This is a genomic window from Streptomyces sp. NPDC046870, from assembly GCF_040704595.1.
GTDB classification, from domain to species: domain Bacteria; phylum Actinomycetota; class Actinomycetes; order Streptomycetales; family Streptomycetaceae; genus Streptomyces; species Streptomyces argyrophylli.
On record NZ_JBEYXM010000019.1, the window covers coordinates 93042 to 104832 of the forward strand.

The following is an 11791-nucleotide window of genomic DNA, read 5'->3' on the forward strand; positions in this document are numbered from 1 at the left end:
CGGGTCACCGGTGGCGGGAGCCGGGCCGCGGGATCGCCCGCCCGGACCACTGCCGGGCGCCTTCCCCGCGGGTCCCGTCAGTCCCAGAGCGGATACGTCATGACCTGCTTGAAGCCCTCCGGACGGCCCTCCTCGTAGGTGAGGCTGATCCGGCTGTAGCGCTGCACGTCGGGGTGCTTCTTCCAGGGCTCGGTGTCGTCCAGCCGGACGGTCACCGGGTACGCGTGGAACGTGCCGGCCGCGCAGTACGGCTTGCAGTCGTTGACCATGTTCATGCCCACGGCGGTGGCCCCCTCCGGGCTCCACTTGGTCCAGTGGAGCCCGGTGAGACGGCTGTTTCCGTCGCCGCAGGCCAGGATGAAGTCGCCGGGGCGGACGGTGCGGTTCCACAGGCAGTCGACCAGGACCGGCTGCGAGGCGTCGGTGTGGGACGGCGAGGTGCCGGCGCGGGGCTGCGTCGTGGCGGTGACCGGCGGACTGGCCGTTGCCGTGGTCATGGCCGCTGTCACCAGCGCTCCCGCCGCGAGGAGGACCGCCGTTCCCGTCACTGATCCGCGCATGGTCGCTCCCACCCGTCGTGCTGTGTCCGACCGCGTGCACCCGACGCTACGACCGTCCCGCCGTTCGCACCAGTCGCGCAGGTCGGGCCGTGTGTCAGCCGTGCGAGACGGTCAGCCCGTAGAAGGCCACGCGGGCCCCGTTGGTGGTGCTGTCCGAGGAGGACTGGTTGTAGGAGCCCGCCTTGAAGTACTGCTTGTACGGCTTGAAGGAGGACGGGATGGCGTAGTGCGTGGTCGTGCCGTTCACGGTCAGGTCGATGGTGTTCCCGCCGGAGACGGCGATGGTGTAGCTCCACGTCTTGCCGATGGACACGTGCCCCACGGGGTGCTGGGTCTGGCCGCCGTCCGGGGAGTCCTCGGTGCCGAGGACGATGTCCCCGTTGGCGCGGTAGTACAGCTCCACCAGCGGCTTGGTGGAGGAACCGCCGGAGCCGAGGTGGATCTGGCCGACGCAGACGTTCTTGGTCACGGACACCACGCGCAGCGTCGCGCTCAGCCGGTGGCTGCCGCCGAGCGCCCAGTCGGCGGCGGAGCCGTCTCGGTTCATCTCGCGCAGTTCGGAGCGGGCGTACTTGGAGTTCGGCGTGGTGACGCCCTTCTCGGGCGCCCAGAACGTCATGGCGCCGTCGCGGGTGTCGGTGTAGAAGTACGCGTCCTGGTAGCCGTTCGCGCCCTGGAGCCGGGACGACGGGATGGTGGTGGGCTTGCCGGGGGAGCCGACGGGTTCCTGGAGCTGCCACACGGACAGGTCGAAGTTGCCGCCGGGAGCGACACGCGGGTCGGCCGCGTCCGCGCCGCCGGTGGCGAGCGCGGTGAGGGCGAGGGCGAGGACGGCGGTGGCCGTCGCCGTGGGTATCCGGGATCGGGTCATGTGGGGGGTCCCTTCTTCGGACCGGATGCGGGCCGGCTGCGAAGCGACGAGAGCGTTCATGTAGGTGAACGCTGGACTCATGCTTGTTCGCCGGTGACCCGAGAAGGTAAAGGTCTGAACCAGACACGTCAAGAGTGGGCGGCCGGCTCGCACGCAGCTCGGGGGCCTTGGCGCATCCCTCGCCCGCGAGCGTGCCGGTCTCCTGGTCCTCGGAGGTGTTCGCGCGGTCGTTTGGGAGGAGGGCGGCGGCGCGGGCCCGCCGGGCACTGCAAGGGACACCTCATGCGCGCTCGCGGCACGCGCCGCCGGACCGGGTGAGCGGACGGGCCCCGGCCCCACGCGGGAGCGTTCAACCCGGCCGACCGCCCCGAAGCACCGCTCACCCGAACGGGGACGACCGGTGGTCCCCCTGCGCGCGGCGAACCGTCAGGAGAACCTTTTCAGGCGCCCGGTGACCGTCCGTCACGGGGACGGGCTCGCGATGCGGAGCGGCGCCGCGGGGGCCGGCGCGCTGACCCCGGTCCCGCCGGTGGCGTCCACCCACCAGTCGGCGCCGTCCTCGGCGTAGCGCAGCAGCACGCCCTCGCGGATCGCCCAGGGGCAGACGAGGGCCCGGGGCAGGCCCATCAGCTTCAGCGCCGTGTGCCCGACGACCGCGCCGGCCAGGCTCTGGGCGGCGCGCGGGGCGGAGATCCCGGGCAGCCGGGCGCGTTCGGCTGCGGGCAGCCCGGCGAGGGCGTGCACCGCCGCGCGCAGATCCCGGCAGACCAGCTCCCGGTCCACGAAGGGACCGAACCGGCCCGGCGCGGCTCCGCACAACCGCGCCAGCTGCTGGAACGTACGGGACGTGACGGCGGCGGTGCGCGGACGCTCCCAGCGGATCCGCGCGGCCACGTCCCGCAGTTCATGGCGGATGCGGCGGCGCAGCTCCTTCAGCTCGCCCGGGCCGGGCGGATCCTGCAGGCCCAGATGCTCCCGGGTGAGCCGGTTGGCGCCGAGCGGCAGGGACGCGGCGAAGTCGGGCAGCCGGCCCCGGCCGAAGGCCACCTCCAGCGAGCCGCCGCCGATGTCGAGCAGTGCCAGGGGCCCCGCCTTCCAGCCCAGCCAGCGCCGCGCCGCCAGGAAGGTCAGCTCGGCCTCCGTCTCACCGGGCAGGGTGCACATGCGGATACCGGTGCCGGACGCCACCCGTTGCAGCACCTCGTGGCGGTTGGGGGCGCCGCGCACCACCGCGGTCGCGAAGGCCAGCGGGCCCGCCGCGTGCCACCGCCGGGCCGTGGCGCCCGCCGCGGCCACCGCCTTCACCAGTCGCTCCACCGCCTCGTCGGCGATGGTGCCGTCCGGGCCGACCTGTTCGGAAAGGCGGAGCTTCCACTTGACGGTGTGCACCGGCAGCGGAACGCCACCCTCCACATCTGCGATCACCAGTCGGACCGTGTTCGACCCCGCGTCCACCACGCTCACCCGCATGGCCGAGGAGTACCCGTTTCACCGGGGACCACCCTTCACACAGGGGGCGTGCCGGCGCACAGCGCACCCGGCCGCGTGCCTCAGGAGCGGCTCGCGCGGCAGCCGGAGGCGGACCGGGAGCGCGCGGCGCACGGGCCGGGAACCAGCGGACGCCCGCCGCGAACCAGGGTCCCCCGAAGGCCGGTTACCGCAGCGGCGGCCGTGACCCGCGCCTTGCCAGGGACCCGGGAGGGCCCGACTGTCCTGATTTCGGCCCCGTGCGTTCCGGCGGCCCCCGGCGCTGCCCTTGGATGGTCACGGCCACGGTCGGCGCGCGCAGCGGGAGATGAGGGAGCGGACGCGATGAGGGTACTGGTGATCGGCGGCGGCATCGCGGGGACCGCGACCGCCCTGGGCCTGCACAAGGCCGGTGTCGACGTCACCGTCTACGAGGCGCACCCGGACACGGCCGAGGACATCGGTGCCTTCCTCACGCTGGCGAGCAACGGCATGCGCGCCCTGGCCGAGCTGGACGCCACGCGCGCCGTCACGGCCGTCGGTTTTCCGCTGACTTCGCTGCGGCTACTGGACAGCGGGGGCACCGAGCTCGCGCAGACACCGCTCGGCGAGGCGGACGACCCCGCCCTGCGCTACCGGTGCCTGCGCCGCGGTGAGCTGAACGCGGCCCTCCAGGGCGAGGCGGTCCGCCGCGGTGTCCGGCTGCGCCACGGCGCCCGGCTGGTGTCCGTGACGGACGGCCCGTACGACGTCACCGCCCACTTCGCCGACGGCTCCACGGCCACCGGCGACCTGCTCGTCGGCGCCGACGGCCTGAACTCCACCGTGCGCGGCCTGCTCATGCCCGGGGCCCGGCCCGGGTACGCCGGCCAGCGGGTCTACTACGGCTACACCGCGAACGTCCCCGAACCCGGCCCGGACGGCGCCATCACCATGGTGCGGGGCGGCACGACCGCCTTCGGGTACGCGGTGTCACCGACGGGGGAGGCGTACTGGTTCGCCCGCACCGGCGGCGGTCCGCTGCCCGCCGATGCCCTCGCCGCGCCGCCGGCCGTGCTGCGCGCGCAGTTGCTGCCGCCGCTGAGGGAGGACGACACCCCCGCCGCCGCGCTGGTCGAGGACTGCGCCGACGCCCTCATGGTCACCAACGCCACGGAGCTGCCGCTCGGCACCCCCTGGCACACCGGGCGGGTCCTGCTCGTGGGTGACGCGGCCCACGCGGCCTCCCCGGCGACCGGCCAGGGCGCCTCGATGGCCCTGGAGGACGCCGTGGTCCTGGCCAAGGCCCTGCGTGACCTGCCCGACACGCGGGCGGCGTGCGCCGGGTACGAGCGGCTCCGCCGCCCGCGGACGGAGCGCAACATCACCGTCAGCGGTGCTCTCACCCGCGGCGCCCCCGCGCCCGGCCCGCCGCGTCCCGCCGGCCCGGACGAGCAGCTCGTCCGCCAACTCGCCTGGGATGTCCCGCTGTCCGCGGCCCCGCCCGAGCCGAGCTGACCCGCGCCCGCCCACGTACGGGAAGCGACCGAGCCGGCCGCCGGGTGGCCGGGGGCGACGCCCTGCGTGACCTGCCCGACACGCGGGCCGCGTGCGCCGGGTACGAGCGGCTCCGCCGCCCGCGGACGGAGCGCAACATCACCGTCAGCCCCCCGTGCCCGGCTGCCGCGTCCACGGCCCGGACGAGCAGCTCGTCCGCCAACTCGCCTGGGACGTCCCGCTGTCCGCGGCCCCGCCCGAGCCGGGCTGACCCGCGCCCGACCACGTACGCGAAGCGGCCGAGCAAACCGCGGGGCGACACCGGCAGTTGAAGGAATCTCGTGTCCGAAGACTTGTGGGCGAGTTGGTTCATCTCTTAAATCAAAGCATGAACTAAGCCATGGGTCACTCCCGTTGCATCCCCACATGTCTGGAGCCGCTGCATGAGACTGAGATCGCTGGGCGCAGTGCTGGCCGCCACGGCCGCGCTGCTCGTCCTGCCCGCCACACATCCCTCGGCCACCGCCGCCGAGACACCCCTGTCCCAGGGGAAGACCGCCACCGCGTCGTCCGAGGAGAACGGCGGCACCGCCGCCGCCAAGGCCGTCGACGGCGACACCGGGACCCGCTGGTCCTCGGCCGCGAGTGACGACCAGTGGGTCCGGGTCGACCTCGGGAGCACCGCCACCGTGACCCAGGTCGTCCTCAACTGGGAGGCCGCCTACGGCAAGGACTACAAGGTCCAGATCTCCGGGGACGGGAGCACCTGGACCGATCTGAAGTCCGTCACCGGCTCCGACGGCGGCACCGACACGCTCGACGTGTCGGGCCGGGGCCGCTACGTACGGATGCTCGGCGTGCACCGGGCCACCACGTGGGGCTACTCCCTGTGGGAGTTCCAGGTGTTCGGTACCGCGGACGGCGCCCAGGCGGGCTGCGGCACCGCGAACGCGGCCCAGGGCAAGGCCGCCACGGCCTCCTCCACCGAGAACGCCGGCACCCCCGCCTCCGCCGCCGTCGACGGTGACACCGGGACCCGCTGGTCCAGCCAGGCCGCCGACCCGCAGTGGCTCAGGATCGACCTCGGTTCCGTCCAGGACCTGTGCAAGGTGGACCTGAACTGGGAGGCCGCCTACGGCAAGGACTTCCAGATCCAGGCGTCCTCCGACGGGCAGAGCTGGAACACCCTCAAGAGCGTCACCGGCGCCACCGGCGGCACGGCGTCCTACGACGTCAGCGGCTCGGGCCGGTACGTCCGGATCTACGGCACCGCCCGCGGCACCGGCTACGGCTACTCCCTGTGGGAGGTGGCCGTGCACACCGGCACCACCGGCGTCCCGCCCGTCCAGGGCGGCGGCGACCTCGGCCCCAACGTCATCGTCGTCGACCCCTCGACACCGAACCTCCAGCAGAAGTTCGACGACGTCTTCGCCAAGCAGGAGTCGGCCCAGTTCGGCACCGGCCGCTACCAGTTCCTGCTCAAGCCCGGCACCTACAACAACATCAACGCCCAACTCGGCTTCTACACCTCGATCTCCGGTCTCGGCCTGAACCCCGACGACACGCAGATCAACGGTGACATCACGGTCGACGCGGGCTGGTTCAACGGCAACGCCACCCAGAACTTCTGGCGTTCGGCGGAGAACCTCGCCCTCAAGCCGGTCAACGGCACCGACCGCTGGGCCGTCGCCCAGGCCGCGCCCTTCCGCCGCATCCACGTCCAGGGCGGCCTCAACCTCGCCCCCAACGGCTACGGCTGGGCCTCCGGCGGCTACATCGCGGACTCCAAGATCGACGGCACCGTCGGCCCGTACTCCCAGCAGCAGTGGTACACCCGGGACAGCTCGGTCGGCGGCTGGACCAACGGCGTGTGGAACATGACCTTCAGCGGTGTCCAGGGCGCCCCCGCCACCAACTTCGACAGCGGCCCGTACACCACCCTGGACACCACCCCGGTCTCCCGCGAGAAGCCGTTCCTCTACCTCGACGGGTCCGCCTACAAGGTGTTCGTCCCGGCCAAGCGCACCAACGCCCGGGGCGTCTCCTGGCCCGCGAACGCCGGTACGTCGCTCCCGCTCGACCAGTTCTACGTCGTCAAGCCCGGCGCGACGGCCGCCACCATCAACCAGGCCCTCGCCCAGGGCCTCAACCTCCTGTTCACCCCCGGCGTCTACCACCTGGACCAGACCATCGAGGTCACCCGGCCGAACACCGTCGTCCTCGGACTCGGTCTCGCCACCCTCGTCCCCGACAACGGCGTCGACGCGATGCACGTCGCCGACGTCGACGGGGTGCGGCTCGCCGGATTCCTCATCGACGCGGGCCCGGTCAACTCCGACACGCTCCTGCGCATCGGCACCCCCGACGCCGCCGCCGACCACTCCGCGAACCCCACCACCATGCAGGACGTCTTCATCCGCGTCGGCGGAGCGGGGCCCGGACTCGCCACCAACTCCGTGGTGGTCAACAGCGACGACGTCATCATCGACCACACCTGGCTCTGGCGCGCCGACCACGGCAGCGGTGTCGGCTGGGACACCAACCGCGCCGACTACGGCCTGCGTGTGAACGGCGACGACGTCCTGGCCACCGGCCTGTTCGTGGAGCACTTCAACAAGTACGACGTCTACTGGAACGGAGAACGCGGCCGGACGATCTTCTTCCAGAACGAGAAGGCCTACGACGCCCCGAACGCCGCCGCCATCACCCACGACGGCATCACCGGCTACGCGGCCTACAAGGTCGCCGACTCCGTCACCACCCACGAGGCGTGGGGCCTGGGCAGCTACTGCAACTACACGGCCGATCCCTCGATCGTCCAGGCCCACGGCTTCCAGGTGCCCGTGAAGAGCGGGATCAGGATGCACGACCTGCTGGTGATCTCGCTCGGCGGCAAGGGCCAGTACGCGCACGTCGTCAACAGCACGGGCGCACCCACCTCGGGGACCGACACGGTCCCGTCCAAGGTGACGTCCTTCCCGTAAGGACACCGGCCGGCCGGTGTCAGCCGCCGGCCAGGGTCTCGTGCGGGGCCCTGCGGTAGGTGCCCCGGTACAGGGAGGCGAAGCGGCCCGGGTGGTGGAAACCCCACCGGGCCGCGATCTCCGTCACCGTGACGCCGCTGCCGGGATCGGCGGCCATCAGCTCGTGATGGGCGTGCGAGAGCCGCACCCGGCGCAGCTGGGCCAGCGGAGTGGTGTCCAGGTGACGGCGGAAGGCGTACTGCAGCGCCCGTACCGTCACATGGGCAGCGGCGGCGATGTCCGCGACCGTGACGGGCTGGTCCGCGTGGTCGTCGATGTAGGCGAGCGCGCGGCGCAGCACCGCCGGGTGCGCGCCGGTGTCGTGGGCGGCGGGCTCGTCCAGCGCCGTGTTGGGGAACGCGGCCAGGACGCTCGCCGCCAGGTGCTGGGCGGCCGTGGCGGCGATCAGCGGCTGGTCCGCGATCTGGGCGTCGGACAGCACGTCGTCGCGCAGATGGGCGATCGTACGGGTGAGGTGGCGCGCCGCGGCGGCCGAGCGCGGCCGGTGCCCGATCAGCCGTACCGGTCGCGACCCGTCCCCGGCCACCTGGGCGAGCAGCGCCGGATCCAGCATGGTGATGTTGTACCGGGCGTTGCAGATGCGGCCCTGGTACGGCAGGTCCGGCGGCGCGAACAGCACCGCGTCTCCCGGCCCGAAGGAGTCCTCGACACCCTGGAACGCGTGGTCCCGCACGGTTCCCTCGTGCACGACGCACAGGCAGATCCGGCCCAGCGGTGACACCGAGTAGGACATCTCGAAGTCCAGTGCGAGTTCGTCGACGCTCACCGCGGGGATGCCGGCGCGGCGGATCTGGGCACGGTTCGAGCCGGGCGTCCCGCTGGCGATACGCATCTTGGCGTAGGCCCGGCTGAGGAAGTCCTCCGTCACGTCCAGGTCATGGCTGTCGAAGGTGAGGCTGTCCATGCCCAGCTGCTGCCCCCGAATTCCCCTTCCACGGCCCGCCGACCAGCGATTTTTCGCTTTCTGTACGGCCTCTTGCCCTGTTGTTCGCCTGACGGCTGGCGCTGTGTGCCCGGGCTGCGGAGTGTGAGGCGCATGATCGGACCCGAGGAGCAGACGGACCAGCTGAAGGCCCTTCAGGAGGAGGTGGAGCAACTGCGTCACGCCCTCGGCTCGCACGCCCTGGTCGACCAGGCGATCGGCGTGGTCATCACCATGGGCGGGCTGCGTCCGGAGCAGGGCTGGGACGTCCTGCGGCACGTCTCGCAGCACACCAACATCAAACTGCGGGAGGTCGCCCGCTGCCTGGTGGAGTGGCCGACGCGCCGCCGGCTGCCCGAGGCGATCCGCCGGGCCCTGCCCGCCGCCGTGGAGGACGTGCGGGGCCAGGCGAAGGCCGCCGAACGGGAGGACCGGCGCGAGGTCCGCTGCGGACGGCCCGGCTGACCGTCCGGACGGCGGCACGACGGATGGTGCGCGGGGCCGGCGGGCCCACGGCCGTCAGTCCGCCGTCAGGTGCAGGTCCGCCCACGCGCGACCGCGCAGGTCCGCGTCCCCCAGGAGGTCCACCGCCGTACAGGCCAGCGCCTCCACCACCGCCGTCAGCACCCGGCGGGCCCGCTCCGAGGCCGCGGCCTCGGCGAACTCCGGCGTGTGGTCGGAGCCGTCGGCGCCCATGATCGCGACGAACGGGTGGATGGCCGGCACCCGGCCGCTGACGTTGCCGATGTCGGAGGAGCCCAGGTAGACGCCGGGCGTGGGCGCGGTGAGCGCGATCCCGGCGCGGTCCAGGTGCCCGGCGAACCGCTCGGACAGCACCGAGCTGTCCCGGAAGTGCTCGTAGCGCACGCTCGCGCGTTCCACCGTGACGGCCGTGCCGGTCGCCAGCGCAACCCCTTCCGCGGCGGTGCGCAGCTGCTGCGCCAGCTCGTCCAGGGCCGCCGTCGTGACCGCGCGCAGCCCGAAGCGGCCCTCGGCGTACTCGGGCACGATGTTGGTGGCCGTACCGCCCTGGGTGATGATCCCCTGCACATGGGAGCCCTCCGGCAGCCGCCGCCCGAGTGCCGACAGCACGTTGAACAGCTCGATCAGCGCGGCGAGCGCGTCGATGCCCTCCGTCGGGTTGCCCGTCGGGTGCGCGGCCCGGCCCCGGAAGCCGACCCGGTACTGCTCCTGCGCGGTCAGCGGCGCCCGCACCCAGTCGTACACCCCGGGGTGGAACATCAGGGCGGCGTCCACCCCGTCGAAGACCCCGGCCTCCACCTCCAGGGCCTTGCCGCCACCGCCCTCCTCGGCCGGCGTGCCCACCGCGAGGACCGTGCCCCCGGTGCCGTCCCGCACGGCCTGCGTGACCAGGGCCGCGCCCAGGCCCGCCGCCGCGATCAGATTGTGCCCGCAGGCGTGCCCGAGGCCGGGCAGCGCGTCGTACTCCAGGGGGAAGGCCACCACCGGCCGGCCCTCGCCCGCGCGGGCCGTGAACGCGGTCGGCAGGCCGGCGGCCTCCCGCCGCACCTCGAACCCCGCGCGCTCCAGCTCGCCGGTGAGCAGCTTCGCCGCGCGGTGCTCGGAGAACGCGGTCTCCGGGTCCGCGTGCAGGGCGGTCGCCACGGTCCACAGCGCGTCGGCGCGGCGCGCGGTCTCCTCCCGGATCCGCTGGTACAGCGACACGAGACCTCCTGGGGGTGCGGCGGGCGTGTTCCGTGCCGGGGCCGGGTTCCACCGAACGGCCGCCTGACACCGGCCGTGTGTTTGGGGAGCGCGGCCGGTGCAACACGGTGGATGCGGCACCGACCAGCTCAGGAGGACAGGCATGGACCACTCACGGGTACCCGTCCTGGAGGCTCTGCAGGAGTTCCGGCGGCGAGGAGACGTGGCGTACGGGCCCCCCGGGCACAAGCAGGGCCGCGGCACCGATCCCCGGGTCGCCGAGATCCTGGGAATGGACGTCTTCCGTTCCGACGTGCTCAGCCTCAACGGTCTGGACGACCGCCGCCAGTCCCAGGGCGTGCTGGAGCAGGCCCAGGAGCTGATGGCGGACGCGGTCGGCGCCGAGCAGGCGTTCTTCTCCACCTGCGGCAGCTCCCTGTCCGTGCGGACCGCGATGTGCTCGGTCGCCGGACCGGGGGAGAAGCTGCTGGTGTCCCGCAACGCCCACAAGTCGGTCATCGCGGCGGTGATCATCAACGGTGTGGAGCCGATCTGGGTGCACCCCAAGTTCGACACCGAACGGCACATGGCCCACCCGCCCGAGGCCGATGACGTGCGCAACCGGCTGCGCGAGCACCCCGACGCCAAGGGCATGCTGCTGATCACGCCCACCGACTGGGGCACCTGCGCCGACGTGCGCGCGGTGGCCGACGCCTGCCACGCCTCCGACGTCCCGCTCATCGTGGACGAGGCGTGGGGCGCCCACCTGCCCTTCCACGACGGTCTGCCCGTCTGGGGCATGAACGCGGACGCGGACCTCGTCGTCACCAGCGTGCACAAGATGGGCGGCGCGATCGAGCAGAGTTCCGTCTTCCACCTCCAGCACGACCGGGTCTCGCCCACCGTGCTCAAACAGCGCGAGGACCTGCTCGGCACCACCAGTGCCTCCACCCTGATCTACGCGGCTCTCGACGGCTGGCGGCGGCAGATGGTCGAACAGGGGCACGACCTCCTGGACGCGGCGCTGCACCGGGCCGAGCGCGTCCGGGCCCTGCTGCGCGAGCTGCCGGGGCTGAAGGTGATGGGCGGCGAGGTCGTAGAGGAGAACCTGGCCGCCGAGTTCGACCCCCTGAAGATCGTAGTCGACGTACGCGACCTCGGTATCAGCGGTATGCAGGCGGCCGAGTGGCTGCGCGCCAACTGCCACGTCGACGTGGGCGGCTCCGACACCTGCCGGATCAGCGCCTCCATCACCCACGCCGACGACGAGGAGACCGAGAAGCTGCTGGTGGAGTCCGTGCGCTCCCTGGTGGAACGCGCGGACTCCATCGAGCGACGGCCCGCGGTGCACCTGCCCGAGCCCGGCGTCCTGGAACTGGAGCAGGCGGTGCTGCCCCGCGACGCCTTCTTCGGCCCCGCCGAGGAGGTGCCCGCCGAGCGGGCCGTGGGCCGGATCGCCGCCGAGACGATCAGCCCGTACCCGCCGGGCGTGCCGGTCGTGGCGCCGGGCGAGGTGATCACCGCGGAGGTCCTCTACTACCTGCGCAGCGGTGTCGCCCACGGCTTCCTCATCCCGGACGCGGCGGACTCCTCCCTGGAGACCCTGCGGGTCGTCGCGCGTCCGTGACCGGCGGCCGGAAGCCGTACTCCACGCCGTACGCCCACGCCCGTCCCGAACTGCGCCCGGCGGGGTCAGCGCCTAGGGTGGCCTGTGCGGGCGGCCGCCGGGTGGCCGCCTGCCCCGGGTCAAGAAGCCGGCCCTGCTGACCGACACGTCCTCGGCAGG

Annotated in this window: 9 protein-coding genes; 4 read left to right on the top strand and 5 right to left on the bottom strand. The window is 72.9% G+C overall.

Going from position 1 to position 11791, the window contains the following annotated elements; genetic code table 11:
* Positions 1–77 precede the first annotated feature (77 nt).
* From AB0946_RS30630 to AB0946_RS30640, 3 genes are all read right to left on the bottom strand, one after another.
* Positions 78–560 carry a hypothetical protein gene (locus AB0946_RS30630; RefSeq protein ID WP_366763906.1) on the bottom strand — a complete coding sequence of 161 codons (483 nt, stop codon included), beginning with the start codon at positions 558–560 and terminating at the stop codon, positions 78–80.
* Between the two features lie 94 nt (positions 561–654).
* Positions 655–1431 (bottom strand): polysaccharide lyase family 7 protein, encoded by a 777-nt coding sequence (locus AB0946_RS30635; RefSeq protein WP_366763907.1) that lies wholly within the window; start codon positions 1429–1431, stop codon positions 655–657.
* A 462-nt stretch (positions 1432–1893) separates the two neighbouring features.
* Positions 1894–2901 (bottom strand): Ppx/GppA family phosphatase, encoded by a 1008-nt coding sequence (locus AB0946_RS30640; RefSeq protein ID WP_366763908.1) that lies wholly within the window; start codon positions 2899–2901, stop codon positions 1894–1896.
* 342 nt (positions 2902–3243) lie between these two features.
* Between AB0946_RS30640 and AB0946_RS30645 the strand changes: the two genes are divergently transcribed.
* Together AB0946_RS30645 and AB0946_RS30650 are read left to right on the top strand one after the other, a co-directional pair.
* Complete coding sequence (locus AB0946_RS30645) at positions 3244–4395, top strand: FAD-dependent oxidoreductase (RefSeq protein ID WP_366763909.1); 1152 nt, start codon at positions 3244–3246, stop codon at positions 4393–4395.
* A 422-nt stretch (positions 4396–4817) separates the two neighbouring features.
* Positions 4818–7358: a discoidin domain-containing protein gene (locus AB0946_RS30650; protein ID WP_366763910.1), complete on the top strand. Its 2541-nt coding sequence runs from the start codon at positions 4818–4820 to the stop codon at positions 7356–7358.
* Positions 7359–7377: 19 nt separating this feature from the next.
* Here the strand turns inward: AB0946_RS30650 and AB0946_RS30655 are convergent, their stop codons facing one another.
* Complete coding sequence (locus AB0946_RS30655) at positions 7378–8322, bottom strand: helix-turn-helix transcriptional regulator (protein ID WP_366763911.1); 945 nt, start codon at positions 8320–8322, stop codon at positions 7378–7380.
* 132 nt (positions 8323–8454) lie between these two features.
* Between AB0946_RS30655 and AB0946_RS30660 the strand changes: the two genes are divergently transcribed.
* Entirely contained in the window at positions 8455–8805 is a 351-nt protein-coding gene (locus tag AB0946_RS30660; protein WP_366763912.1) for an ANTAR domain-containing protein, read from the top strand.
* Positions 8806–8859: 54 nt separating this feature from the next.
* On the opposite strand, the gene AB0946_RS30665 is transcribed toward AB0946_RS30660, so the two are convergent.
* On the bottom strand, positions 8860–10026 hold the full coding sequence (locus AB0946_RS30665; RefSeq protein WP_366763913.1) for an amidohydrolase: 1167 nt from the start codon (positions 10024–10026) through the stop codon (positions 8860–8862).
* Between the two features lie 142 nt (positions 10027–10168).
* On the opposite strand from AB0946_RS30665, the gene AB0946_RS30670 reads away from it, so the two are divergent.
* Complete coding sequence (locus tag AB0946_RS30670; protein ID WP_366763914.1) at positions 10169–11632, top strand: aminotransferase class I/II-fold pyridoxal phosphate-dependent enzyme; 1464 nt, start codon at positions 10169–10171, stop codon at positions 11630–11632.
* Positions 11633–11791: the final 159 nt, after the last annotated feature.

Coding starts and splice junctions, on each gene's coding strand:
- AB0946_RS30645 (WP_366763909.1), top strand. CDS start 3,244: ATGAGGGTACTGGTGATCGGCGGCGGCATCGCGGGGACCGCGACCGCC.
- AB0946_RS30650 (WP_366763910.1), top strand. CDS start 4,818: ATGAGACTGAGATCGCTGGGCGCAGTGCTGGCCGCCACGGCCGCGCTG.
- AB0946_RS30635 (WP_366763907.1), bottom strand. CDS start 1,431: ATGACCCGATCCCGGATACCCACGGCGACGGCCACCGCCGTCCTCGCC.
- AB0946_RS30630 (WP_366763906.1), bottom strand. CDS start 560: ATGCGCGGATCAGTGACGGGAACGGCGGTCCTCCTCGCGGCGGGAGCG.
- AB0946_RS30660 (WP_366763912.1), top strand. CDS start 8,455: ATGATCGGACCCGAGGAGCAGACGGACCAGCTGAAGGCCCTTCAGGAG.
- AB0946_RS30655 (WP_366763911.1), bottom strand. CDS start 8,322: ATGGACAGCCTCACCTTCGACAGCCATGACCTGGACGTGACGGAGGAC.
- AB0946_RS30640 (WP_366763908.1), bottom strand. CDS start 2,901: ATGCGGGTGAGCGTGGTGGACGCGGGGTCGAACACGGTCCGACTGGTG.
- AB0946_RS30670 (WP_366763914.1), top strand. CDS start 10,169: ATGGACCACTCACGGGTACCCGTCCTGGAGGCTCTGCAGGAGTTCCGG.